Origin of the sequence: Chitinophaga silvisoli (assembly GCF_003412465.1) — a bacterium.
Classification (GTDB): Bacteria; Bacteroidota; Bacteroidia; order Chitinophagales; family Chitinophagaceae; genus Chitinophaga; species Chitinophaga silvisoli.
This window is the reverse complement of the sequence record NZ_QTJV01000002.1, coordinates 716,697-740,806: the sequence shown is the minus strand read 5'-3', so window position 1 is coordinate 740,806 and position 24,110 is coordinate 716,697. Positions and strand designations below refer to the sequence as shown.

The 24,110-nt window shown below is 45.0% G+C and carries 23 protein-coding genes; 12 read left to right on the top strand and 11 right to left on the bottom strand.

What is annotated here, in order from left to right:
• Positions 1 to 118: 118 nt before the first annotated feature.
• Positions 119 to 889: a DeoR/GlpR family DNA-binding transcription regulator gene (locus DXN04_RS09225; RefSeq protein WP_083721900.1), complete on the bottom strand. Its 771-nt coding sequence runs from the start codon at positions 887 to 889 to the stop codon at positions 119 to 121.
• 266 nt (positions 890 to 1,155) lie between these two features.
• Between DXN04_RS09225 and DXN04_RS09220 the strand changes: the two genes are divergently transcribed.
• Both DXN04_RS09220 and pafA read left to right on the top strand, forming a co-directional pair.
• Positions 1,156 to 2,043 carry a glycerophosphodiester phosphodiesterase family protein gene (locus tag DXN04_RS09220; RefSeq protein ID WP_199415003.1) on the top strand — a complete coding sequence of 296 codons (888 nt, stop codon included), beginning with the start codon at positions 1,156 to 1,158 and terminating at the stop codon, positions 2,041 to 2,043.
• Positions 2,044 to 2,160: 117 nt separating this feature from the next.
• Positions 2,161 to 3,810, top strand: a complete 1,650-nt coding sequence (pafA, locus tag DXN04_RS09215; protein WP_233525550.1) for an alkaline phosphatase PafA — start codon at positions 2,161 to 2,163, stop codon at positions 3,808 to 3,810.
• 44 nt (positions 3,811 to 3,854) lie between these two features.
• Here the strand turns inward: pafA and DXN04_RS09210 are convergent, their stop codons facing one another.
• Both DXN04_RS09210 and DXN04_RS09205 read right to left on the bottom strand, forming a co-directional pair.
• Positions 3,855 to 5,408 carry a glycoside hydrolase family 10 protein gene (locus DXN04_RS09210; protein WP_116853045.1) on the bottom strand — a complete coding sequence of 518 codons (1,554 nt, stop codon included), beginning with the start codon at positions 5,406 to 5,408 and terminating at the stop codon, positions 3,855 to 3,857.
• 178 nt (positions 5,409 to 5,586) lie between these two features.
• The gene (locus DXN04_RS09205; protein ID WP_072358941.1) at positions 5,587 to 6,039 is read right to left on the bottom strand and encodes a methylglyoxal synthase; all 453 of its coding nucleotides are present in this window, start codon (positions 6,037 to 6,039) and stop codon (positions 5,587 to 5,589) included.
• Between the two features lie 213 nt (positions 6,040 to 6,252).
• On the opposite strand from DXN04_RS09205, the gene DXN04_RS09200 reads away from it, so the two are divergent.
• The 4 genes from DXN04_RS09200 (at position 6,253) to DXN04_RS09185 (ending at position 9,904) form a co-directional block, all read left to right on the top strand.
• Positions 6,253 to 6,846, top strand: a complete 594-nt coding sequence (locus tag DXN04_RS09200; RefSeq protein ID WP_116853044.1) for a NifU family protein — start codon at positions 6,253 to 6,255, stop codon at positions 6,844 to 6,846.
• 186 nt (positions 6,847 to 7,032) lie between these two features.
• Positions 7,033 to 8,694 (top strand): PNGase F N-terminal domain-containing protein, encoded by a 1,662-nt coding sequence (locus tag DXN04_RS09195; protein ID WP_233525549.1) that lies wholly within the window; start codon positions 7,033 to 7,035, stop codon positions 8,692 to 8,694.
• A gap of 71 nt (positions 8,695 to 8,765) precedes the next feature.
• On the top strand, positions 8,766 to 9,386 hold the full coding sequence (gene pnuC / locus DXN04_RS09190; protein ID WP_116853043.1) for a nicotinamide riboside transporter PnuC: 621 nt from the start codon (positions 8,766 to 8,768) through the stop codon (positions 9,384 to 9,386).
• The gene (locus DXN04_RS09185; RefSeq protein WP_116853042.1) at positions 9,365 to 9,904 is read left to right on the top strand and encodes an AAA family ATPase; all 540 of its coding nucleotides are present in this window, start codon (positions 9,365 to 9,367) and stop codon (positions 9,902 to 9,904) included. The genes pnuC and DXN04_RS09185 overlap by 22 nt, the downstream gene beginning before the upstream one ends.
• Here the strand turns inward: DXN04_RS09185 and mtgA are convergent.
• Positions 9,881 to 10,555 carry a monofunctional biosynthetic peptidoglycan transglycosylase gene (mtgA, locus tag DXN04_RS09180; protein ID WP_233525548.1) on the bottom strand — a complete coding sequence of 225 codons (675 nt, stop codon included), beginning with the start codon at positions 10,553 to 10,555 and terminating at the stop codon, positions 9,881 to 9,883. The two genes, DXN04_RS09185 and mtgA, sit on opposite strands and share 24 nt — an antisense overlap.
• Positions 10,556 to 10,763: 208 nt before the next feature.
• Between mtgA and DXN04_RS09175 the strand changes: the two genes are divergently transcribed.
• Complete coding sequence (locus DXN04_RS09175) at positions 10,764 to 11,381, top strand: L-threonylcarbamoyladenylate synthase (RefSeq protein WP_116853040.1); 618 nt, start codon at positions 10,764 to 10,766, stop codon at positions 11,379 to 11,381.
• 10 nt (positions 11,382 to 11,391) lie between these two features.
• The gene (locus DXN04_RS34520; protein ID WP_147319882.1) at positions 11,392 to 11,700 is read left to right on the top strand and encodes a hypothetical protein; all 309 of its coding nucleotides are present in this window, start codon (positions 11,392 to 11,394) and stop codon (positions 11,698 to 11,700) included.
• Positions 11,701 to 11,854: 154 nt separating this feature from the next.
• Here DXN04_RS34520 and DXN04_RS09165 read toward each other — a convergent pair whose 3' ends face one another.
• From DXN04_RS09165 to polA, 3 genes are all read right to left on the bottom strand, one after another.
• Positions 11,855 to 13,003, bottom strand: a complete 1,149-nt coding sequence (locus DXN04_RS09165; RefSeq protein WP_116853038.1) for a C1 family peptidase — start codon at positions 13,001 to 13,003, stop codon at positions 11,855 to 11,857.
• Between the two features lie 87 nt (positions 13,004 to 13,090).
• Positions 13,091 to 13,612: a GNAT family N-acetyltransferase gene (locus DXN04_RS09160; protein WP_116853037.1), complete on the bottom strand. Its 522-nt coding sequence runs from the start codon at positions 13,610 to 13,612 to the stop codon at positions 13,091 to 13,093.
• Positions 13,613 to 13,774: 162 nt separating this feature from the next.
• On the bottom strand, positions 13,775 to 16,591 hold the full coding sequence (polA, locus tag DXN04_RS09155) for a DNA polymerase I (RefSeq protein ID WP_116853036.1): 2,817 nt from the start codon (positions 16,589 to 16,591) through the stop codon (positions 13,775 to 13,777).
• Positions 16,592 to 16,662: 71 nt separating this feature from the next.
• Between polA and DXN04_RS09150 the strand changes: the two genes are divergently transcribed.
• A complete protein-coding gene (locus DXN04_RS09150) occupies positions 16,663 to 17,019 on the top strand; it encodes an arsenate reductase family protein (RefSeq protein ID WP_116853035.1) in 357 nt (118 codons plus the stop codon).
• Between the two features lie 36 nt (positions 17,020 to 17,055).
• On the opposite strand, the gene DXN04_RS09145 is transcribed toward DXN04_RS09150, so the two are convergent.
• Positions 17,056 to 18,150 (bottom strand): glycosyltransferase, encoded by a 1,095-nt coding sequence (locus DXN04_RS09145; RefSeq protein ID WP_116853034.1) that lies wholly within the window; start codon positions 18,148 to 18,150, stop codon positions 17,056 to 17,058.
• A 376-nt stretch (positions 18,151 to 18,526) separates the two neighbouring features.
• On the opposite strand from DXN04_RS09145, the gene DXN04_RS09140 reads away from it, so the two are divergent.
• The 3 genes from DXN04_RS09140 to DXN04_RS09130 all read left to right on the top strand — a co-directional run bounded on the left by DXN04_RS09140 (position 18,527) and on the right by DXN04_RS09130 (position 21,023).
• Positions 18,527 to 18,775: a hypothetical protein gene (locus tag DXN04_RS09140; protein WP_116853033.1), complete on the top strand. Its 249-nt coding sequence runs from the start codon at positions 18,527 to 18,529 to the stop codon at positions 18,773 to 18,775.
• A 169-nt stretch (positions 18,776 to 18,944) separates the two neighbouring features.
• A complete protein-coding gene (locus tag DXN04_RS09135; protein WP_116853032.1) occupies positions 18,945 to 20,084 on the top strand; it encodes a formimidoylglutamase in 1,140 nt (379 codons plus the stop codon).
• A 48-nt stretch (positions 20,085 to 20,132) separates the two neighbouring features.
• Positions 20,133 to 21,023, top strand: coding sequence for a YitT family protein (locus DXN04_RS09130; RefSeq protein ID WP_116853031.1), 891 nt, complete (start codon positions 20,133 to 20,135; stop codon positions 21,021 to 21,023).
• On the opposite strand, the gene DXN04_RS09125 is transcribed toward DXN04_RS09130, so the two are convergent.
• From DXN04_RS09125 to DXN04_RS09115, 3 genes are all read right to left on the bottom strand, one after another.
• Positions 21,024 to 21,434, bottom strand: coding sequence for a lysozyme inhibitor LprI family protein (locus DXN04_RS09125; RefSeq protein ID WP_116853030.1), 411 nt, complete (start codon positions 21,432 to 21,434; stop codon positions 21,024 to 21,026).
• 110 nt (positions 21,435 to 21,544) lie between these two features.
• Positions 21,545 to 22,828, bottom strand: coding sequence for a M16 family metallopeptidase (locus DXN04_RS09120; protein WP_116853029.1), 1,284 nt, complete (start codon positions 22,826 to 22,828; stop codon positions 21,545 to 21,547).
• 15 nt (positions 22,829 to 22,843) lie between these two features.
• The gene (locus DXN04_RS09115; protein WP_116853028.1) at positions 22,844 to 24,079 is read right to left on the bottom strand and encodes a M16 family metallopeptidase; all 1,236 of its coding nucleotides are present in this window, start codon (positions 24,077 to 24,079) and stop codon (positions 22,844 to 22,846) included.
• Positions 24,080 to 24,110 lie beyond the last annotated feature (31 nt).

The window sequence follows — 24,110 nt, the reverse complement described above, 5'->3', positions numbered from 1 at the left end:
CCCTGTGAGTAGTAAATCGTGTTGAGAATTAGTTTAATATATGCATGGGAAATCCGCACTGGTTGCTATAGCAACCAATAAAATGGGGTTATATAATATATTAAGTGGGTAATCGGGACTATACGATTGTCACGTTGATCCCCATCTCTTCTACGGCTTTTACGATGTGGGCAGAGATACCGCTATCGGTAATGATTTCATCAATATCTTCGAGTCCACATATTTTGCCGAACCCTCTTCTGCCGAACTTTGAAGAATCGGCAATGACGATTGTTTTTTGTGCGGCAGCCACCATGCGCTGATTAAGCTGTGCTTCCATCAGATTTGTAGTTGTAAGCCCGAATTCAATATCTATACCTTCAAGGCCGAGGAACAGTTTACTGCAGGAGAAATCGGCGAGGATGCGTTCGGCATAGTTACCGGTGACGGAAGAAGAACTATTGCGGACAATGCCTCCCAGTTGCAATACTTCTATTTCCGGATATCGTAGCAGTTCCTGTGCTACGTTGAGTGCAGGGGTGATGACGGTGAGATGTCCTTTGGGATGAATATTCCTGGCAAGGGCCAGTGCGGTTGTACCGGAAGATATAATTATAGCGTCATTATGGGCAATGAGAGTAGCGGCAGCTGCACCGATGAGATTCTTTTCGTCACGGCGCAGTTTCTCTTTCTCATTTACAGGCTTGTCATTGATATAAGGATTATTTACCGTAGCACCACCGTGTGAACGGAACAGTAAGGCTTTGTCTTCAAGTAACTTGAGGTCCTTTCTGATCGTTACACCAGATACATCAAGTTCTTTGCACAGGTCTATTACGTTTACATATCCTTTTTCCGCTAAGCGGTCTAATATATATTTATGTCGCTCAGCGATATTTATCATTGACATATGCGCAAAAGATTTTATTGCTTCAATTGGTTACAAAAGTACTTTCATGTTGTTGAATTTTACACATGTAAATGGAAAAAAATATTAGGGAAAAGTGCGCTTTTTGATGTATAAAGGCATTTTTTAGGGCTATCCTGTTGAAAACTAGTTAACAAAATATTATTTTCAGCCACTGAATAGAAAGTCGAAACGAAAGTGGACTAGCGAAAGGGGCGAAATAAAAAGAAAGTTTTGAAAAGAGAATGTTATTAAATCCAATGAATAAGATGAAATCTCTATTGACTTTGATGCTGATAGTAGCCTTGTTGCCCGCTGTGATGGCTACTGCACCTCTACCGACATTTTTTAAAGTAGGACACAGAGGTACAAGGGGAATGATGCCGGAGAATACAATTCCAGCTATGATCCGGGCAATTGAAGATGGTGCCAATACCCTGGAGTTTGATGTACACATTACCAAAGACGGACTAGTGGTGGTTTACCACGATGCATCATTCGACCCTGCGTATACAACCAAACCCGATGGCAGTGAAATTCTGCCTGCGGAAAGAGGAAAATATGTTTTCTACCAGATGAATTATAGCGAGATCAGGCCTTTTAGAATTGGTGAAAAGGCGTATCCTAAATTTCCCCAGCAGCAACGTATGAGGACTTATGCCCCACTGCTGTCAGAAATGATTGATTCTGTTGAAGCGTATAATAAGAAACACAATAAGCCTCCTGTTTATTATTTACTGGAAATCAAATCTTCTGAAAAGACAGATGGAAAGGAACAGCCGGCTCCGGAAGAATATGTGGAAAAACTAATGGCCGTTAAGCAGCTGAAAAAACTAAAGGAACGCCTGCTGATCCAGTCTTTTGATATCAGGCCTTTGCAGGTACTGCACAAAACACATCCAAAAGTGGCTTTAGGATTTCTGACCGGAGATAAGAATGTATCCTTTTACCAGCAGCTGGAAAGCCTGGGATTCCTGCCTGCATTTTATAATCCACATTTTTCTTTGGTGACGAAGGAGCTGCTGGACTATTGTCATGGAAAAAAAATAAAGGTGATACCATGGACAGTGGAGGATTTAGAAGATATGAAAAGATTGAAGGGAATGGGGGTAGATGGGATTATTACGGATTATCCGGATCGGATTAATAAGTTATAAAGAATAAGGGGCGACCACCTGGCCGCCCCTTTTCGTTTGATGAGCGGAAATCGTTTATCCCAATTATTATACATCTTTGCGGATGACAATCAGGAAATTATCAATATTATGAGCAATATGAACAAAACATTATCTGCCCTGGCGCTGGTACTAGCCTGTACCTTCGGCCAGAACGATACTGTAATGGCACAGGCGCAGACACAGGCAGCAGTCGCCCGCCCTAAGTTGGTAGTTGGTATCGTCGTAGACCAGATGCGCTGGGACTACCTATACCGTTACGCTGACCGCTATGGCACAGGTGGTTTCAAAAGATTGCTGGGCGAAGGGTTTACATGTGAAAATGCATTCATTACCCATCTTCCCTCCTACACTGCGGTAGGTCACAGCACAATTTTTACCGGATCTGTTCCTGCCATTCATGGAATCACAGGTAATGGCTGGACTGACCAGGCGCTGGGCAGAGAATTCTATTGTACAGAAGATTCTACCGTTACTCCTGTAGGTACTACCTCTGATGCGGGTAAAATGTCTCCACGCAATCTGCTGGCATCTACCATCACTGATGAACTGCGACTGGCCACTAATTTCCGCTCTAAGGTAGTGGGTGTATCCCTGAAAGACCGGGCTTCTATCCTTCCTGCAGGCCACATCGCAAATGGTGCCTTCTGGCTGGATGACAGCAATGCATCTTTCGTGACAAGCAGCTACTACATGAAGGAACTTCCTGAATGGGTAAAACAGTTCAATGCTAAGAATGAACCTGCTGAGCTGATGTCTAAACCATGGGAAACCCTCTACCCTATCAATACTTATGTACAGAGTTCTGAAGATGACGTGACCTGGGAAAATACTTATAAAGGCGAAACCAGTCCTAAGTTCCCCCACGATCTGCCTTCTATCTATAAAGTAAGCAAAGGAAGCCTGCGTGCAACACCAAATGGTAATACCCTTACACTGGATTTTGCGAAAGCTGCCGTGAACGGGTATAATATGGGTAGCGGTCCGGTGACCGACTTCCTGACGATCAATTGTGCTTCTACTGACTACGTAGGCCACCAGTTTGGACCTAACTCTATCGAAGTAGAAGATACTTACCTGCGCCTGGACAAGGATCTGGCAACGTTCTTTACCTTCCTCGATCAAAAGGTGGGTAAGGGAAATTACCTGGTATTCCTGACAGCAGATCATGGTGCTTCCCATTCTGTAGGGTTCCTGAAAGAGCATGATATTCCTTCAGGCCTGGTAAATGACAAGGCGATTATCACCGGTCTGACAGCGGATCTGAAAAATGCATTTGGTGTGGATAGCCTGATTATGGGTACTAACAACTACCATGTGGATTTTGACGTGAAGAGAATTAAAGCTGCGAAGCTGGATTACGATGCGGTGAAAAAGGAAGCTGTGTACTACCTGCAGACAGTGCCGGGTATCCAGTTTGCTGCGGATCTGGACAATATCGGGAACAGTGCATTGCCAGAGCCGATCAGGCAGATGGCAATCAATGGATATTATCCCAAGCGCGATGGTGCGGTAATTATGATTCCTGATCCGGGATGGTATGAAGGTAGTCTGAAAGGTACGACGCATGGTACATGGGCTCCTTATGATACGCATATTCCAATGGTGTTCATGGGCTGGCATGTGAAGCATGGGTATACTAATGAGAAGACGGGTATGACGGATATAGCAGCTACGGTAGCAGCGATGCTGAAGATACAGATGCCGAGTGGTTGTGTGGGCAGGGCAGTGATGGAAGTGTATAAGTAAATTATAAAAAAGAGGCGCGGCTATTAGCCGCGCCTCTTTTGTTTTTATGGTTCAGGATCGAAATAAAATTTCGTTTTCCCTCCTACTATTCTGATGTAAAGCGGATCGCTGGCCAGACTCTCATTCTGCAACCTGTCGAGAGATGTCAGCACATATGTATAGCCTTTCCCTTTCTGATAAGTAGCATCTACATACTGCGGATCTGAGGACTGTGGCAGGATGGTCAGGATCTTTTCGGGATTATTCAGGTTGATCACCTCATTTCCCTCGAAGCGGTATAACACATATTGTTTCGTACGGCTGGTACTATCTTCTTCTCCATCTACCCAATGTATATGTAATCCATTAGCCCTTTCAAAAGCATCAGCAAAATATGGGGATGCGGGGGCTTTAAAGTTCAGCCATGGCATAATAGGACGCAGAGCAGGATAATGATAGAAGTGATTTCGCAGACTATCCTCAATACCCCTGGGGTTTCCGTTGAAAGATTTAGCGCTGTAGAAGATACTTCCCTGCACTGTATTAAGCGTACGGGCTTCGGTAATCTGTACAGGCAATTCATTCGGATTATTCCAGGCGGCATTGCTATTGATGCGGTAAACCCCATGCCCAATGTACAAATGGCGGCCATAAGCATGCTGTGCCCACCAGTTTAGCAGGAGTTCATAGTCTGCAATGCGGTGACCTCTTTCCCAATATAGTTGTGGTGCTACATAGTCAATCCAGCCATTCTTCAGCCATTTTAGCACATCAGCATACAGGTCATCATAATTGGTATTGCCTCCATTGGTATAAGATCCTTCCGGATCCTTGTTCTTATTTCTCCAGATGCCGAAGGGGCTGATCCCAAATTTCACCCATGCTTTCTCCTGCTTGATGGCAATGCTAACCATGTGGATGATGGTATCTACATTGTACCTGCGCCAGTCATCTTTTTCCATTCCATGTCCATACTGGCGATAAGAGGCATAGTCAGGAAATTCCTTACCCGGAACACGGTAGGGATAAAAATAATCATCAAAGTGAACGGCATCTATATCATAACGACGTACTACGTCGCGGATAATCTGTGTAACATACTCGCGGACCTCTGGAATTCCAGGGTCAAAGTATTTCTTGTTATCATAATTCAGGAACCACTGCGGGCGCATCCTGGAAATATGGTTAGGCGTGACATTGTTGCGGCTGGCATTGAATACTGCACGATAAGGATTGAACCAGGCATGAAATTCCATTCCCCGTTTATGTGTCTCTTCGATCATAAACTGGAGAGGATCATAATATGGATTGGGAGCCTGTCCCTGTGTACCAGTCAGGTATTCGGACCAGGGCTCAAAGGGCGAAGCATAAAAAGCATCCGCTACCGGACGGATTTGTACCACCACGGCATTCATGCCATTACGCTGATGTGTATTGAGAAGGTTGATAAATTCCTGTTTCTGTTGTTCAACAGGTAACCCTCTACGGGAAGGCCAATCGATATTCTCAACTGTTGCTATCCATACGGCTCTGAATTCCCGTTTGGGTGGCAGCTGTGCCTGGACCTGTTTGAAAAAGCCTGCCAGGAGGAAAGCGGCCACTAATAAGTGTTTCACCATTCTACAATACGTTAAGACCTGAAAAATTGCGAAAATAAGGAAACCCGGTTACTTGCCAGCGAGGTGTGTGAAAACACCTAACTGATTAGTAAGGAGTACTTTGCAGCACAAACGGTGCCGATCTTTCTAAGAAAGACAGATAATTGAAAGAAAAGGTCTGAAGAGGACTAAATGTTTGCTAAACTTTTCTACCGAGATACTGTGAATAGTCAGGTAAGCGTACTTCATATTCCTGGTGCATGAGAGGAGATGTAAGCAGGAAATCGGCAGAGGTACGATTGCTGGCCATAGGGATATTCCATACTACACCAAGACGGAGCAGGGCTTTGATATCGGGGTCATGTGGAAGAGCTTCCATTGGATCCCAGAAGAAAATCACGACATCAATTTTGCCTTCGGCGATCATAGAACCTATTTGCTGGTCGCCACCGAGCGGGCCGGATAATAATTTTCTGACAGGAACATCGAGATTTTCTTCAATAAGTTTGCCTGTGGTACCGGTAGCATATAATTCATGCCGGCAGAGTACGGTTTTGTTGTAGAGGGCCCATTCTATGAGCTCAGCTTTCTTGTGATCATGGGCGATCAGTGCTATTCTTTTGCGTGCATGCAAGGTTTTGACAGTGGGCATACTCAGTGATGGCGTTATTTCCCATAAAGTTAATATATAGAATAATGTGTCATGTATATTTTTAAAAAGATTTCTGGACCATTGAGACTTCGACATTTATCAATATAGTTTCGTCTATATCCCTATTGAAAAATGTAATAGTTAAAAGGGCTGAATTCCCTCAGATTCTAACCGAAAGTAGTTACCTTTGTCCCATCAAAAGTTTAGAATACTATGATTAAAACAGGAAATCCCATCATCAGCATATATACGGAAATGACACCGAATCCGGAAACCATGAAGTTTGTTGCTAACAAGCTCCTGTACCCAGGTAAGCATATTGACTTTCCGGATGAGGCAAGTGCAAAACCATCTCCCCTGGCGGCCGAACTGTTCAGTTTCCCGTTCATCAGAGGTGTGTTTATTATGGCGAACTTTATCACGCTGACAAAAACTGTTGAAACTGACTGGAATGATATTATCCCTACTATAAAAGCTTTTCTGAAGGAGTATCTGGAAGATAACCGCCCGGTGGTGAACGAAGATGAAATCGTTGACAAACCGGTTGCCGGAAACGAAGTAAGTGCAGATGATACTGATGTGGTAAAGCGTATTAAAGAATTGCTTGAAAACTACGTAAAGCCTGCAGTTGAAATGGATGGCGGTGCCATTCAGTTCAAAGACTACGAAGACGGTACTGTGAAACTGATGCTGCAAGGCTCATGTTCAGGTTGCCCATCTTCCATGATCACACTGAAAGCCGGTATCGAAGGCATGATGAAGCGTATGATCCCGGAAGTGAAGGAAGTGGTAGCCGAAGCGGAATAAGCCATAGTTGAGAGAATGATAGTGTTAAAAATGAGCACAGTCTTTTTGACTGTGCTTTTTTGTTTTTTATAGGTATGCTCTGGAGATTCGGGTGATTTTTTAATGAGAAAATGAAAATAATATACTGCCCCGAATTCTATTTTTTGCAGCTATCTTGCAAGCGTTACAAAATCAGGCCTCATACTTATGAAATACTTGTTTATAGCAGCCAGCATGTTGTTTGCGACAGAACTACATGCACAGAATGCCCTGACGGTTCATTACAAAACCCGTTATCATGGAGAAGAAATGAAAGATGGTGCCCTCACGCTATTTGTTGATGGCAAAAAAGTACATGTGATCAAAAATGCTGATCCGGGAGCAAAAGAACAGCAATACGTTGACTATACAGAAGGAGTAACCATGCAGGTTTTACACCTGAGCGACAGGAATGTGACCTTCAAAAAAAAGACAACAGATTATGAAAAGCCGGAGCTGCTGCCAGATACTGCTACCATTGCAGGGTATCTCTGTAAAAAAGCGAAAGTAATTATCCGGTCTAATACCGTGGAAGTATGGTATACCAATGCACTGAATGTAAACGGTACACCTGCTATTGGTACGACTCCTGACCTGGGTCTTGTGTTAAAGACTGTGCGGAATGGAGAATTGGAGACAGTTGCTACCGAGGTGAAAAAAGGTAAGATCAATCCTAAAGATCTCAATTGGCCGGATGCGGCTGCTATGGGTAAATTGGTAGACCAGGCAAATTATACGCGCGAAGTGATCGACAGCCGTTATACCACTATTCCTGTATTCAGCAAGGAGCAGGTGTCCTTTGGTTATGATAAACCCAATCCCGCTGCCAACCAGAGCGATGTGACCTATCATTACGCCGGTGGAACCGTAATCCTGAAAAAGATAAAATTGCCTAAATACGAAACAGGCCGCCAGCTGTTTGCAGAACTGGCCCAGTACTCCAACGGAGATGCTTATGACCGGACGGGCTCTGTATTTATGATTCCTGTGGATAAGCAACGCTCTTTCCTGAATGGTTTGCAGAATGGTGTAAAAGATTTACCTGTTTATAAAGAGAAATACCAGGGTGTAGTTGCTACAGACGATTACCTGCCTGCTATGGAGCTCCTGCGCTTCTTCACGCCTTTCGGTATACATCATTATAATGAAAGAAGCCAGATTGCCGGTTACAACTGGGCAGATTCTGCAGTGTTCCGTCAGGAGATCACAGAACTGCAACCGGGAATGGAAGGTGATGTATGGATTGGTGTATTCATTGGAAATTATGATAAGGGCGGACACATCGTAAGTCTCCGCCTCAAATACTTTAAGGGGGATGAAGATGAGGGCTTACAGGCACCAGGTTATTTACACCCGATCTTCAATACCACGAACCTGATGGAAATGGCTGGACAGGAATATGGTACTATGTTCGATCATGATTCTTTGACTGTGAAAGTGAATATTCCGGAAGGCGTGACCCACTTACAGCTGCGTTATATCACCACCGGTCATGGTGGCTGGGGCAATGGCGATGAATTTGTACCTAAGCTGAATGAGATCTTTGTAGATGGCAAGCGTGTATATCATTTTGTACCCTGGAGAACGGATTGCGGTACTTACCGTCTGCTCAACCCATCATCAGGCAATTTCTCAAACGGCCTGTCATCTTCCGACCTTAGCAGAAGTAACTGGTGTCCAGGTAGTCTGACACCGGCAGTATATATCCCACTGCCAGATCTGGCACCGGGGGTACATGAATTTAAAGTTGCCATTCCATTAGGTAAGAGAGAAGGTACGGCCTTCAGTGCCTGGAATGTGTCGGGGGTACTGATGGGAGAGAAAAAATAACTTATTGAGAATCGCTTATGCCAACTGCATGAGCGATTTTTTTAGGGACTTGCTACACTTATCTTTGCGGCATGAATGTGGATGTATTTTACCAGGCGCTGATAGAAGGAGTGAAGGCCATGAGCTGGCTGGAAATCCTGGCAGCAATCTTTGGCGCTATCAGCGTGGTATGTAGTAAACAGAACAGCATCTGGCTTTATCCTACAGGGCTGATCAGCACGGGCATATATGTATACCTGTTATCCAGGGAACAGTTTAAGCTGTATGCAGAGGCAACGCTGAATGCTTATTATTTCATCATGAGTATTTATGGCTGGTACCACTGGGCGAAGAAGAAGCCTTCAGAACCCGAAGTACCGATTGCCTGGGCATCCAGAACGGAATGGATTGTGACGGTGGCCATAGCATTGATAGGCTGGGCGGTATTTTACTACCTGCTGAGTCATTTCTCCAATTCGGATGTACCGCTGGTAGATGCATTTGTATCTGCAACTGCCTGTGCTGGTATGTGGTTGCTGGCCAAGCGGAAGATTGAAAACTGGGTGGTACTGAATATATCCAACCTGGTCGCCATCCCATTATTATTTCATAAAAAACTAGTCGCGACAGCGGTGCTGACCATCTTCCTGTTTATAGTAGCGGTGATGGGTTATTTCAGCTGGAAGAAGATATGGAAGAGTTATTCAAAGTAGTGGTTATTGGTCCGGAGAGTACGGGCAAAAGTACCTTGAGTGAGTTCCTGGCATCGCATTATGAAACGATGTGGGTGCCTGAGTATGCCCGTCAGTATATAGAAGATCTGCCTCGTCCTTATGAGCAATCAGATTTGTTGGCTATTGCTAAGGGACAATTGGAACTGGAGGCTGAGAGGGCGAAACTGGCAAGCAGACTGCTGGTATGCGATACAGATCTGCATGTGATCAGGGTATGGAGTGAGCATAAGTATGGTGAATGTGATCCCTGGATTGTAGCCGCTATTGCAGAAAAAAGATATGACCTTTACCTGCTCACGTATATAGATATTCCATGGGAAGAAGATCCGCAGCGGGAACATCCTGACCCTGCTATGCGGGAATACTTTTACAACGTGTATAAAGAGATCGTACAATCTTCAGGCGTGCCATGGGTGGAAGTCCGTGGTTCATTTGAAGAAAGAGAGGCTACAGCTGTAAAGGCGGTCGACCAGCTACTTGGAGCTAATCAGCTCTGAGATATCGGGGTCTCCGGCCAGTAAGCGCATTTGCACCAATATTTTCTTTTGCCTGTAGAGTGTTGGCCTTGCCGGTGGCACGATCGTATATTTGACAGGGTTAGGCAGGCTGGCTGCGATCATGGCAGATTGTTCCCTGTTGAGGTTTGCAGCCGGTTTATGGTAAAACAGCTGGGCTGCAGCTTCTACTCCGAACACAGCATCGCCGGTCTGGGCTACGTTGAGGTAGACTTCCAGGATGCGCTCTTTGCCCCAGAGTTTTTCGATCATGAATGTAAAGTACACTTCCAGCCCTTTTCTGAACCAGCTTCTCCCCTGCCACAGGAATACGTTCTTGGCTACCTGTTGGCTGATAGTACTTGCCCCACGAATCTTTTTACTCTTTTGGTTATGCTTCATGGCTTTTTCGATGGACTTAAAGTCAAAGCCGTTGTGATCAGGAAATAGCTGGTCCTCGCTGGACAGTACAGCCAGTTTGGTAAATTCAGAGATCTCTGAGTAGTCTACCCATGTTTTATGAAACTTAGTATCAGTACCCCATGTACCGATCCAGCTGGAGATCATTGTGACGGTAATAGGGGGATTGACCCATTTTAAAGCAATGAGGTAAACAAAGTGTGCAATAAATAAGCCCAGGAGAATCTTTTTCAAGTATCGCCATGTTCTCGGAACAATTCCTTTCAACTTCATCCACAAGATGATTTTGGAAATCGGGCGGAAAGATAGTAAGATTATTTAATGTCGATGTTAACTAAGGCAGGCTTTTTCTGTAGCTGGCCGCATGCCGGCTACAAAAAATGAGTTATTACCTTTTTTTCTGCTGGTCTGGTAATTGGAGGTATAATCGTAAATTTACAGTATGCTTTTGACTTTACACCCGGACAACCCGAATCCCCGTCATTTGAAGACGATCGTGGAATGTCTGAAAGATGGAGGCGTGATTATCTATCCGACCGATACGGTTTACGGCATGGGCTGTGATATTTCACAGCACAAAGCTATAGAACGCATTTGCCGCATCAAGCATATTAATCCTGCCAAGGCCCAGTTTTCATTTATATGTTACGATCTCAGTCATTTGTCTGACTATGCAAGAAGTGTAGATACACCTACCTTCAGGATGCTGAAGAAGGCATTGCCGGGGCCGTATACATTCATTCTGCCCGCCAGCAGGCAAGTGCCCAGAATGCTGAAACAAAAGAAAGATACGGTTGGTATACGCGTTCCCGATAATAATATCAGCAGGGCAATTGTGAGGGAATTAGGAAATCCTATCCTCAGTACGTCGTTGCCGATTGAAGCTTACGTAGAAGAATATACTGATCCGGAAATCATTCATGAAAAGTTTGAGAACATTGTGGATATTGTAGTGGATGGAGGTCCTGGAGGTATGGAGTTTTCTACAGTGATCGATTGTACCGGTTCTGAACCTGAACTGATCAGGGAAGGTCTGGGCAGTTTTGAAGAGATTGTTTAAACTTTTAAATATGAAAATAGGGAGTGTTTTGTTACTGCTATTTTTAGGATTCAGTGTCGTAAAAGGGCAAAATAAGCTCTCCGTAGCGCCCTTATATCCGCTTCAAAAAAAGATGACTTCGTCAATTACTTTTGTGAAGCCAGCGCCAGTAGCTACTTTTACGCCAAAAGTGACTCCTCCCCTGACTCCCCGTACTTATTATGATCAGTGCTTCGGATATTTCTGTAAAAAGGAATGGAACTTTGAACAGCGTACAAAGGTGCCCTTGAAGTTCCGGTTGGGAACCTACCAGGAGGCACAACGCATTGAAGGTAAATGATAACCAAACTTTATCCTGTTGGCCGAAAGGCCTTTTCCCAGGCGGAAATACAGGAAAGTAGTTGATGAAAGCAAATAAATTACTTGCTTTGAGCAAATAATAAAAAGGGGCTTTTTCCATTGGAAAAAGCCCCTTTTTATTGAGATAAAGAACACTATTGTTTGATGCCCAGCTTCTTAGCTACGTCTGCAGGCAGTGCTTTTTTGTTCAGCATGATGCAGGTAGTCTTATAAGCGAAGTAAGGTTCAGAAGCATAGAAATATCCGCTACCCGGATTGGTAGTACCCCATGAGTTTTTCACACGGAAGTATACTTTACCATTCTGGTCTTTCGCCATACCTACGATGTGCATACCATGGTCATCCTGTGTTTCGAAATTATCGAAAGCTTTCTGGCGCAGTTCAGGTGTGATAGTTTTTTCCTTTACAGGTTCTTCGAATACTTTCTTCTTTTCTTCAGCGCTCATGTCGCTGAATTCAGTTTCTGGTACTACCGCCAGGCCTTCGAAGAAGTTGAACCCTTTCTCACTTACGTCTGCAGCCCATGCGATGGTATAACCATTCTGGATAGCGTTTTCTGCGATGGCAGTGAAGTCGTTCAGGGGTACATTGTATACTCTTTCCCAGTTCCAGTTGTCCGGTACTTCCAGCACGAACTGCTCATAGTAAGGATGATGAGTGAAAGAAGACACAAGTACATAATCGTCTGCATTCAGACCCAGTTCTTTTGCATAAGACTGTGGCGTGTAGGATTTACCCTGGTATTCGAATTTTTCAGGAGCATCGCCAATGTAGGAATTCAGCACGCCATCAACGGCTTTCTTCCAGTTAGGATTGATGGTACCTTCAGCAGCACCGATTTTGTTGGTCAGGCCTTCCAGTACAGACACCATTTCAGCATGGTTATATACTTTATCGCGATTGCCATCGTATACAGCCTGAGGTACCAGACCATATTCACGGAGGCAGAGCAGATCGTCAGGGAATCCACCACCTTCACCGAAGTTGGCCTTACCGTGCATGCGCACGTAGTTTACCGCCTTGAGGGGGTACATTCTTCTTACCACGAACATTTCGCTCAGGTTCGCACCCTTGCCTTTACCATTGCGCAGCGCCTCGGCCTGGAAAAAGGACAGACCAGAGAAAGACCAGCAGGTGCCGGTACGGCCCTGGTTTTCCACATCACCTGCATCTAAGTTTTTGATTACGGTAAACTGGTATTTGCTGCCTTCTTTGTTGGTGGTTTGCGCCATGGCAGTCGTGGTAGAATAACACACGGCCAGGCATAAGATCCATTTCTTCATTTTGGTTTGGTGTTTTGATTTGAAAACGAGGTTTCAAATGTAAACCAATCCTTTTATACTCAGAAAGAAAGTTAAGGTAAGCGGTTGCTAATCCTGGGGGAGTTCATATTGCGCACGGGATATTTCCCAGCGCCATAATTGTGTGTCGGGGTTTTCGCCGGCAAAGGACATTCCTGATTTCTGGAGCACTTTTACAGAAGCGGTATATTCCTCTTCAGTATGAGCTATCACCCGGGTCACATAGGAGTGTCCAAAGGCGAACCGGATCAGGGCCTGAGTGAGCTCGGTACCATAGCCCATCTCGCGGTAGGCGGTGTTAATTTCATAGCCTATTTCGACCACGCCGTCATTGTCCGGGCGGCCTTTAAAGCCACCGGCACCAATCAGGCGTTTGTCTTCCTGGTGAATTACCAGGTAAAGAAACCAGCCAAGCATAGAAGGGTCATTGCGCAATTTGTCGTACGCTACCAGTATTATTTCAGGGAACTCGGTCCAGAATAGAGGTATATCAATATCCAACAAATGGCCCAACGCTTCTTTTCCTTGTAGTAATGCTTCGAAGTACTGCAGGGTACAAGGCAATATTTGCAACCTTGAGGTCAGGATCATGGGCGAAAGCTAGTAAACGAATTTGGAAAACACAAGAGGGGTGTAAGTACTCAGTGCAGATGGGATGCAGTGGATTTTCCTATAGTTTCCAGGAGGAACAAAGGCCGGACAACAGATCATTGTCCGGCCTTATTGTGTATAGATTTAACACTTTGTTAGTAATTAGTGGGCTTCCAGCCAGTTTCGGCCGAGGCCTATTTCAGCTTCTACCGGCACGGCAAGCGGCAGTGCATTGCGCATTCCTTCGAGAATAATCGGCTTAATTATTTCAATTTCATCCTTATGGACATCAAACACCAATTCATCATGTACCTGCAGGATCATTTTTGAGCGTAGGTTTTCCGCTTTCAAAGTTTTGTGGATAGCGATCATTGCGAGCTTGATCATATCCGCAGCGGTACCCTGAATCGGCATATTAATGGCATTTCGCTCAGCATAGCCTCTTACCACAGCGTTGGAGCTGTTGATGTCTTTCAGCCAGCGCTTACGTCCCAGCAGGGTTTCTACATAACCATTCTGCTGTGCAAACCGGATTTGCTTATCCATGTAGTTTTTGATAGCCTGATACTGGGCAAAGTAGTTATCGATCAGCATTTTGGCTTCGCTGCGGGCAATGCCCAGGTTTTCGGAAAGACCGAAGGCGCTTACACCGTAGATGATCCCGAAGTTCACGCTTTTGGCATTGCGGCGCATATCGGAGCTTACTTCTTCCAGTGGTATACCGTAAACCTTAGCGGCTGTAGCGGCATGAATGTCTATACCCTGGCGAAATGCGTCTATCATGGCCTGATCTTCACTGATGGCGGCAATAATGCGCAGTTCTATCTGGGAGTAATCAGCAGAGAGCAGGGTATACTCTTCACTGCGGGGTACGAATGCTTTACGGATTTCCCTGCCCCTGTCCGTTCTGATCGGAATGTTTTGCAGGTTCGGGTTGGTGCTGCTCAAACGGCCGGTTACAGCTACTGCCTGGTTATAGGAGGTATGTACCCTGTTTGTACGTTTGTTGAGCATAGTTGGCAGTGCATCTACATAGGTAGATTTCAGCTTGCTCAGCTCGCGGAATACTAAGATGTCGTCTACGATCTGGTGCTTGCTGGCCAGTTTTGCCAGTACATCTTCACCTGTAGCATATTGACCGGTACGGGTCTTTTTCGCTTTAGGATCGAGTGCCAGTTTTTCGAAGAGCACTTCGCCCAGTTGTTTGGGAGAGGCGAGATTGAAACGCACTCCTGCCTGTGTGTATACACTTTCTTCTGCTCTTCTGATTTCAGTATCCAGTTCGGCGGAGTAATCGGCCAGGGCCTGTGTATCGATAGCGATACCTTCGTACTCCATATCGGTGAGGACCTTTACGAGCGGGTTTTCCACTTCATAGAATACCTTTTCTACATTTTTAGCCGGCAGCAGTGGGGCGAACTTTTCTTTCAGCTGCAGGGTGATGTCGGCATCTTCTGCCGCATAGTCCTTGATCTTTTCGATCTCCACATCGCGCATGTTGCCCTGGTTCTTCCCTTTTTTGCCAATAAGGGTTTCAATGGAAACCGGTTCGTACTGGAGGTACTGTGCGCTGAGCAGGTCCATACTACGACGGCCTTCCGGCTCTATGAGGTAGTGGGCCAGCATCGTGTCAAATACAGGTGCTTTGATATCTACACCATACCACTTGAGCACCAGCATATCATATTTCAGGTTCTGGCCAATGAATACTATGTGGGTGGCTTCAAAAAGCGGGCGGAATTCGTCTACAATCGCCTGTGCACCTGCCTTATCAGCGGGAACAGGTACGTACCAGGCTTCGCCGGCTGCAAATGCAAAGCTCATACCTACCAGGTCTACGGCATTTGCATCGGTACCGGTCGTTTCCGTATCGAAGCAGATTTCCTGTTTGCTTAACAGGGTGGCCAGCAGTTCCGCTCTTTTTTCAGGCGTGTCTGCAAGGTGATAGGTATGTGGAGTATTGTTGATATTCTTTTCTGCTACGAGAATGCTCACCGTTTGCTCAGGATTATCTTCGGGAGTAACGACAACAGTGGCACTGGTTGCGTTGCCAAAGAGGTCCAGCTGTACTTTGCCGGTGGCAACGGCCTCAGCGCCGGAACCAAAGGTGTCGCCCAGGATACGTTTACCCAGGGTTTTGAATTCCAGTTCGATGAATACTTCTGAAAGGGCATCTTTGTTATGGTCCCTGATGCAGAAGTCCTCTTCGTGGAAGGTGACAGGTACATCGGTGATGATGGTAGCGAGTTGCTTCGAGAGGATGGCGCTATCGGCACCGGCTTTGATCTTCTCTCCCATTTTACCGCCAATCTTATCCGCATTGGCCAGCACATTTTCGATGGAATCGTACTGGGCTAAAAGTTTCATGGCGGTCTTCTCTCCTACTCCCGGAATACCAGGAATGTTGTCGACAGCATCGCCCATAAGTCCCAGGATGTCAATTACCTGGTGTACATCTTTAATCTGCCATTTTTCACATACTTCCTTAGGGCCGAGAATTTCTTCTTTGCTGCCCATGTAAGGAGGTTTATAGATGAATACATTTTCTTTTACAAGCTGGCCATAGTCTTTATCGGGAGTCACCATGTATACGGTGTAACCTGCTGCTGCTGCCTGCCAGGCAAGGGTGCCAATCACGTCATCGGCTTCATATCCATCCAATTCTATGCAGGGAATATTGAAACCGGTGATGATACGTTTGATATCCGGAATAGCGTCAAGCAGGTCTTCAGGTGCATCTTCACGATTCGCTTTGTAATCAACAAAGGTGGTATGTCTTTCGGTAGGGGCATGTGTATCGAATGCCACTGCCATGTGTGTGGGGTTTTCTTTTTTGATCAGGTCTATCAGTGTGGAGGTAAAGCCAAACTGGGCATTGGTATTACGACCAGCGCTGGTGAGGCGAGGGTTCCGGATCAGGCCATAGTATGCGCGATATATGAGAGCCATGGCATCCAGTAAAAAAAGTTTCTTTTGCATCTGCCAAAAATAACTATGAATTGTGAAATTTATCGCCTGAGTTAGGATCTTTGCGATCAAAGAAAAGCAACATGAAAAAAATATACCATCTGTCGACCTGTAATACCTGTAAGAAGATCATTGATGCTATATCGGCAAAAGAAAAAGGGTTTGTGTTGCAGGATATAAAGACGGAGAAGATTACGCCAGCGCAGCTGGAGGAGATGTATCAACTGGCGGGCAGTTATGAGGCGTTGTTTAGCAGGAGGTCACAAAAGTATCGTCCGATGGGATTGCATGAAAAGGAGTTGACGGAAAAAGATTATCGTGACCTGATTTTGCAGGAGTATTCTTTTTTGAAGAGACCGGTGAGTATAGTGGGAAATGAGATTTTTATTGGAAATGATAAGAAGAATGTGGAGGGCCTGGAAGCGGCGGCAAAAAAATAGTGAAAAAACAGGGCGACCTCTGGTCGCCCTGTTTTTTTATAAGGAGGTAGCAAAGTCTCTTACCACTTGTTTGTATTGTTCCATATCTTCTTCATGTTCAAATGACTTGAACGGGAATGTTTTGATATCTTCCAATGCTTTTCCCAACCTGAAATCGGATTGATTCACATTAAAGAAGAATCCTTTTTTCATCAGGAACTTACCCAGGTATTCCTGCTCTGACTGGCCGGGTGTAGGCACTAAAATCGCTTTCTTATTCAGCTTTACAAGGTCCATGAGTGTCGTATAACCGGAACGGCTTAATACCATATCAGCACCAAGCATCGCTTCATTCAGTTCTTTTGCATTCAGGTGGTTAACCTGTTGAATACGATCAGTGACCTGTCTGGTTTCAGGAGTACCTGGTTTACCACTTACGATCAGTGCACTGATGGGCAGCGCCGCTACCTGGTCGAGTACCATTTTTTCCAGGTTGGAACGCTGAGGTTCCGGTCCGGAAATGAGTACCAGCAGGTCGTATTTTTTAGGTACATCTGGCTTGTTTTCAAAACGGCTAAGACACCCAAGGTATTTTGTATTCGGAGGTAGTGTTTTGGGATGGCCCAAGACACCGGAAAGGTTGTTGGAACCGGCATAGTCCGGTATCCAGCAGGCACCATATTTACGGATGTAGCTGTAATTGATCTTTTGCAGAAGGGTTTCAATGATTCCACCAAATGGAGTCTTGATCAACAACTGGTGAGAGATAATAACGGTAGGGATGTCGCGATGGTAGAGGCCGAAGCGGTTGTCGGAAATAACAGCATCAATTTGATGTTCTTTCACTACCTGTTGCAGCCATTGTTGCTCATACTTAATGGACTTGATGATCTGGGGGATCTGCTGGATGATTTTCGGTCCAAAAAACCAGCCCTTTTGAGCATACTGGATACGGTATCCGGGAAGTGGCAGGATGGTCAGCTGTGGGAATTCCTGACTTAACAACGCAGCATGTTTTCCTTCGGCGGCAATAACTACATTACAGCCTGCGTTTAATAATTCGTGAATGATAGGGATATCCCTGGTTGCATGACCTAATCCCCAGTCCAGAGGGACTACCAGAACTGTTTTACGCGCAGATTTTGTAGGCAAATATTTGAAATTTTTACGAAATTAGCTTAATTTAGAAATGCGCACTGTTAAGAAAAGGTAAACTCTCGTACAGACTGGCATCTATAATATTTTTGAGGAAACAACATAGAGTATGAAATCAAATAAATGGCTGACTATCTTTCTTCTTTGCGCCAGCATTAGTATTATCGGACAGAGCTGTAAAGTTTTTAAGAAAAACGATTGCGGTTGTCCTACTATGAATAAGAAACGCATGCACTGATCTTTATTGAAAATAGCCGGATCGTTCCCGCGCAATTTAAAGACCTTGTACATCCAGTTGTTAAGCACACCAAATCACTTACACCTATTGAAAACGCCTTTAAACAACATTTAGGGGAACAATCAATTTATTCTAATGAAACAGGTTGAAAGGGATTTATTGTTTGTACTGCATGAAGACAGGTACAGCGAACAGCAAATTCAAAATGCAGTAAGACAAATCAACGAGATGCTATCCATGGTAGAAACAATGGACTATCTGTGTAATGTTATGGAAGTTGCAGATTGTAATAAAAACAAGGTCAGCAGCAAGCGTACAGTACTCCAAAAGGCATTATCAAGAAAAGAAGTCAAACCTTTTGAATTCATCATACATAAGAACTAATTAACAAACGGTTCAATTGTAGTGGCAGGCAGGTCGTCACTATACCCCCTGATATCATCAGTCAGGCCTTGCTACGGCTATCAGTAGCAGATCCGATTACTATCTTTATTCACGTTGATCCTTAATTCACAATTGATTCGTAGGTTTGCGAGCAACTAAATTACTATTGATGGCAGACTTCGCGCTACTTCACGATTACCTGATTCCAATCTCAAAAGCAGACCTGAATAATGAACAGGAATATGACGGATACCAGATTGGTGCTATCTGTGATTGCTATGAAGAAGGAAACATTCCTGATCTGGATGCAGCTGACATCATTTTAATAGGTGCTTCTGAAGAGCGTGGATATGGCCCCGGCAGGAAAGGCCCGGACGCAGCAGATGCTGTTCGCCGCGAGTTTTTTAGTCTTTACTACTGGCATAAGGAGGTAAAGATTGCGGATGTTGGTAACCTGCGCCCCGGTATCGCTCTCACGGATACCTATGCAGGTCTGAAAACGATCCTGTCAGAACTGATTAACTCCAGCAAAACAGTGATTATTCTAGGCGGTTCCCATGACCTGACCTATGCACAATACAAGGCTTATGCAACGCAGAAGTATGTGATAGAAGCTACAGTGGCCGATGCGTTGATAGACCTTAAAGAAGAATCAACGATCCCTGCGGACAGTTTCCTGATGGAAATGTTCACCGAACAGCCGAACTACATCCGCCATTACAATCACCTGGGCTTCCAGAGCTTCTTTGTGCATCCCCGGATGCTGGAAACACTGGATAAACTCCGCTTCGATTGCTATCGCCTGGGTAAGGTGAGAGAAAACATGGATGAGATGGAACCGGTATTGCGGAACACAGATATGCTGAGCCTTGATATCAATATTATCAGAAATTCAGATGCTCCGGCAAATACCCTCTCCCCTAACGGACTCGCTGGGGATGAGGCCTGTATGCTCTCCCGCTATGCCGGCATGAGCGCTCGTCTGAGCTCCTTCGGTATTTATGGTTACCGGCCTGAAAAGGACAAAAACCATCTGACTGCCAAACAGATATCTCAGATGATGTGGTACTTTATGGATGGTGTAGCCATCAGGAATAAAGAGGCCCTGCTGCAGGATCGCGAAGCATTCTGGGAGTTTAACATTGTATGTGGGGATATCGAAACCGTGTTTCTGAAAAGTAAAAAGACCGGGCGCTGGTGGATGCAGATGCCTGGGAAGGAATTCTTACCCTGTGCCTATAACGATTACCTGATGGCGAGCAATAATGAGATCCCGGAAAGATGGTTGCGCCACCAGGAGCGGATGTAACACACCACGAACGGCAAAAGATATAATAGACATTAAATAGTACCTATCATGCCGAACACTAAGGAAATCCGCGCCCGTATTAATCTGATCCAGAACTTGCAGGATATTATCCTGATCACCATTGGCGTGCTGCTGGCAGCTATTGGCCTGAAAGGGTTCCTGATGCCCAATGAGTTTCTCGATGGCGGCGTGACAGGGATCTCCCTGCTGATCAACAGGCTGACCGGATGGAATATTTCTGTACTCCTGGTCATTATCAACATCCCTTTTATCCTATTAGCTTACAAACAGCTTTCAGTTGAGTTTACCATCAAGGCCATGTGTGCTATTGTGGGACTCGCCTGTGCCCTGGTATTTATTAAGGTGCCTACCATTACCAGCGATCGCCTCCTGATTGCCATTTTCGGTGGTTTCTTTTTAGGTGCCGGTATAGGATTGTCGGTACGAGGTGGTGCAGTACTGGATGGTACAGAAGTATTGGCACTTTACATCAACCGTAAGACTGTATTGTCCATGGGTGAAGTGATTATGTACTTCAACCTGGTCATCTTTAGTGTAGCGGCGATCCTCATCAATATTGAAACGGCTCTGTATGCGATTCTGACTTACCTGGCCGCTTCAAAGACAGTAGATTACGTAATCTCCGGTTTTGAAGAATACATAGCGCTTACGATTATTTCCAACGAAAGTGAACTGGTACGCAAAACATTGACTTTGTCCCTGAAAAAAGGGGTGACCGTATTCAAGGGACAAAGCGGTTATGGTAAGCGGGGTGCGGTGGATAAGGATATTGATATTATCTACACCGTGGTGACCCGCCTGGAAGTGCACAAAATCATTGACGAAATAGAGAAAATAGATGAAAAAGCGTTTATAGTGCAGCACAACATTAATGATACTAAGGGGGGCATGATTAAGCGCCGGGCCACACATCATTAATTAAGAGTGCATACTTCTGAGCAGTTCTATTACTCTATGTTTCAGGTAAGCAGCTTTATTGTCGGTAAGGATCATATCGTCATCCAGACCAGCGAGCGTCAATGGTCTTTTCTTTTCCGCACGGATTTCGATGTCTTTAAAGTAGGCCTCTTTCTTTTCAGCCCATTGAGCCTGAGAGAGTTCTAAGGTTTCGCGCCGGGGATTGTCCAGGTTATGATAGACTTCATTGTATACAGTGGCTAGAAGGCTTTCCATTTCCTGGTAATAGGCTAATGCACAGTTGTAAGAGCTGCCGCCCTGGCTAAGGCATTGCTGGTAGCGTAATTCAATAGAGTCTACGGTGGTTTTGGTGGTTTGTCCAAACACAGTCAGACTTATGCACAATGGCAGGCATAGTAAAAGTAATTTCATAGGATATGGATTAAAGTGTGCAAATATAGTAATAAATTATAATAACTATATTTTGACAGTTTTGAGGGAACAAAAAAAAGGCGCGTCTGGAGGACGCGCCTTTTTTTGCATTATATCACGACCAACTCGTACCAGTCTTCCGGCTTGAAGTACTGCTTTGCTAACACGTGCAGTTCTTCTGCTGAAATGGTTTTGATTGTCCGGATATTATTATAGAAGTAATTTTCGTCCAGATCATTGAGGATCAGATTTTTCCAGCGTTGAATAATCTGGAAAGCGCCATCCAGGTCACCTAGAATAGACCCGATCATGAAGTTGCGCACAAGTGCCATTTCTTCTTGGTCCACCACTTCATTCTGCAGTATGCGCATTTCCTTGTACACCTCTTCGATAGTGGCTTCACATACATCTCTGCCAGCTTCAGTATGGATATTGATGGCACTTGCCTGGCGGAAGTTGTAGACCTGTGAGGAAATACCATAGGTATAACCTTTGTCCTCGCGGATATTGCTCATCAGGCGGGATCCAAAGTAACCGCCGAAGATGGTATTCAGCACCATCATCTTCGGATAATCAGGATGGTAGCGGTTAGGGAAATGACGTGCGATACGCACGGCACCCTGTACCCCATTCTCATCATTGAAAATGCGGAACTTTTTTTCTTCCGCCGGCATGATAGATATTTCCGGTTTGATGATCGTTGCCTCTCCATTCCATTTGGTGGTACCAAAGAACTGGTTCAGCTGAGGAATCAGTTGATCCGGAAGTTTCCCCGCCACAAAGATGCGGCAGTTATTGTAAGTATAATGTTGCTGATAGAAAGCTCTCAGTGATTCTGTCTGCAGTGCATCGTATGCTTCCATGCTGCTTACGCGGCCGTAAGGATGGAATTCTCCAAACAGGTATTTATCAATATGCCTGTTGGCTACGAAATCACATTTCTGCAGATTTACTGCCAGCCTTTGCTTCATGTTCTGCTGGAAAAGAGCCAGTTCTTCTTCAGAAAAGGCCGGATCCAGGATCACCTCCTGCAGTGTAGGCAGCAGGGCGGAGAAGCTCTTGGTGAGACAGTGAAGTGTATAAGTACCAAATTCATGGTGGCAACTCCTGTTCAGGTATGCTCCATAGTAATCGATACTTTCATTTATTTCCAGTGCAGAATGCTTGCCTGTACCATTCTTCATGAGGAAGTTGGATGCAGAAGCAATGAGGTTTTCTGATTCGTACCAGCTACCTGCAGGAAAAACCATTTCCAGCTGCAAGGTTTCCTGTTCGTCCGATTCAATTACGTAGACAGGGATGCCGTTATCCAGTGTGAATTTTTCATACGGTTTCAGTGTGACTTCAAAATCAACAGCATCTTTAATCTCAGGGGCGATTTTACGATTTATCATTAATCTTAGTGAATATTATCCTGCGTAATAGTAAAGAGTATTTGAGTTCTTCTCATCAAAGAGTATAGCAGCCTGCTTGTGCATTTCTTCGGCAGTTACCGCTTCGTAGTTGCTGAATTCTGCATTCATAAGAGCAGCATCGCCCATCAGCTCGTAAAAAGCGAGGTTGTTTGCTCTGTTCAACAATCCCATATCCTCAAAAGCGAGCATGCTTTCCACGCGATTTTTCACTTTCTGCAGCTCTCTTTCGGGAATGATTTCCTGTTGTACTTTATCCAGCTCTTCCTGGATTGCTTTTTCGGCATCTTTCATTTTCACGCCTTTTACCAGCTTGCCTTCTATTGTAAACAGGCCGGCATCGAGGGTACCGAAATGGTAACAATCTATATTGCTGAAGAGCTTTTTCTCCTTTACCAGTACCTGGTGCAGACGGGAAGATGCGCCACCACCGAGGATATCAGAGATAAGATCGATTGCGTAATAATCTTTGTCCATACGACCCGGCATATGATAGCATTTGTACAGGGCATCCAGCGGAACGTTGGCTTTTACTTCCAGTTTGTGCGCTTCCTTCTGGACAGGTTCCTGTGGAATGTTGCGTTGGATACGTTCGCCAGCGGGAATATCACCAAACCATTTTTCCGCCAGGGCTTTTACCTGGGAGGTGGTCACTTTGCCAGCTACTACCAGGATCGCATTGGTCGGGCGGTAATATTTGAAGAAAAAGTTCTTTACATCTTCCAGCTTTGCATCTTCAATGTGTGCCAGCTCTTTACCGATGGTCATCCATTTATACGGATGCACGGTGTAAGCCAGGTCGCGCATCTTGTGCCAGATGTCGCCATATGGCTTGTTGATGTAGTGTTCCTTAAACTCTTCACATACTACCTTGCGCTGTACATCCAGGCTTTTTTCGCTGAATGCAAGAGAAAGCATACGGTCGCTTTCCAGCCAGAAAGCGGTTTCAATATTTTCTGCGGGTAGTTGAATGTAGTAGTTGGTCAGATCACTGGTTGTGTAAGCATTGTTTTCGCCACCAGCCATCTGGAGTGGTTCATCATATTCCGGGATGTTGACAGAACCGCCAAACATCAGGTGTTCGAATAAGTGCGCAAATCCTGTCTTGTCAGCATCTTCATCGCGGGAGCCTACATCGTACATAACATTTAGCACTGCCATTGGTGTGGTATGGTCTTCGTGCACAATCACGCGCAGGCCATTGGCTAAAGTGAATTTATTGTAATGGATCATAATTCCTATTTATGAGAACTGCAAGTTAAGG

Coding starts and splice junctions, on each gene's coding strand:
- DXN04_RS09225 (WP_083721900.1), bottom strand. CDS start 889: ATGTCAATGATAAATATCGCTGAGCGACATAAATATATATTAGACCGC.
- DXN04_RS09220 (WP_199415003.1), top strand. CDS start 1,156: ATGAAATCTCTATTGACTTTGATGCTGATAGTAGCCTTGTTGCCCGCT.
- pafA (WP_233525550.1), top strand. CDS start 2,161: ATGAACAAAACATTATCTGCCCTGGCGCTGGTACTAGCCTGTACCTTC.
- DXN04_RS09210 (WP_116853045.1), bottom strand. CDS start 5,408: ATGGTGAAACACTTATTAGTGGCCGCTTTCCTCCTGGCAGGCTTTTTC.
- DXN04_RS09205 (WP_072358941.1), bottom strand. CDS start 6,039: ATGCCCACTGTCAAAACCTTGCATGCACGCAAAAGAATAGCACTGATC.
- DXN04_RS09200 (WP_116853044.1), top strand. CDS start 6,253: ATGATTAAAACAGGAAATCCCATCATCAGCATATATACGGAAATGACA.
- DXN04_RS09195 (WP_233525549.1), top strand. CDS start 7,033: ATGAAATACTTGTTTATAGCAGCCAGCATGTTGTTTGCGACAGAACTA.
- pnuC (WP_116853043.1), top strand. CDS start 8,766: ATGAATGTGGATGTATTTTACCAGGCGCTGATAGAAGGAGTGAAGGCC.
- DXN04_RS09185 (WP_116853042.1), top strand. CDS start 9,365: ATGGAAGAGTTATTCAAAGTAGTGGTTATTGGTCCGGAGAGTACGGGC.
- DXN04_RS09175 (WP_116853040.1), top strand. CDS start 10,764: ATGCTTTTGACTTTACACCCGGACAACCCGAATCCCCGTCATTTGAAG.
- DXN04_RS34520 (WP_147319882.1), top strand. CDS start 11,392: ATGAAAATAGGGAGTGTTTTGTTACTGCTATTTTTAGGATTCAGTGTC.
- DXN04_RS09165 (WP_116853038.1), bottom strand. CDS start 13,003: ATGAAGAAATGGATCTTATGCCTGGCCGTGTGTTATTCTACCACGACT.
- DXN04_RS09160 (WP_116853037.1), bottom strand. CDS start 13,612: ATGATCCTGACCTCAAGGTTGCAAATATTGCCTTGTACCCTGCAGTAC.
- polA (WP_116853036.1), bottom strand. CDS start 16,591: ATGCAAAAGAAACTTTTTTTACTGGATGCCATGGCTCTCATATATCGC.
- DXN04_RS09150 (WP_116853035.1), top strand. CDS start 16,663: ATGAAAAAAATATACCATCTGTCGACCTGTAATACCTGTAAGAAGATC.
- DXN04_RS09140 (WP_116853033.1), top strand. CDS start 18,527: ATGAAACAGGTTGAAAGGGATTTATTGTTTGTACTGCATGAAGACAGG.
- DXN04_RS09135 (WP_116853032.1), top strand. CDS start 18,945: ATGGCAGACTTCGCGCTACTTCACGATTACCTGATTCCAATCTCAAAA.
- DXN04_RS09130 (WP_116853031.1), top strand. CDS start 20,133: ATGCCGAACACTAAGGAAATCCGCGCCCGTATTAATCTGATCCAGAAC.
- DXN04_RS09125 (WP_116853030.1), bottom strand. CDS start 21,434: ATGAAATTACTTTTACTATGCCTGCCATTGTGCATAAGTCTGACTGTG.
- DXN04_RS09120 (WP_116853029.1), bottom strand. CDS start 22,828: ATGATAAATCGTAAAATCGCCCCTGAGATTAAAGATGCTGTTGATTTT.
- DXN04_RS09115 (WP_116853028.1), bottom strand. CDS start 24,079: ATGATCCATTACAATAAATTCACTTTAGCCAATGGCCTGCGCGTGATT.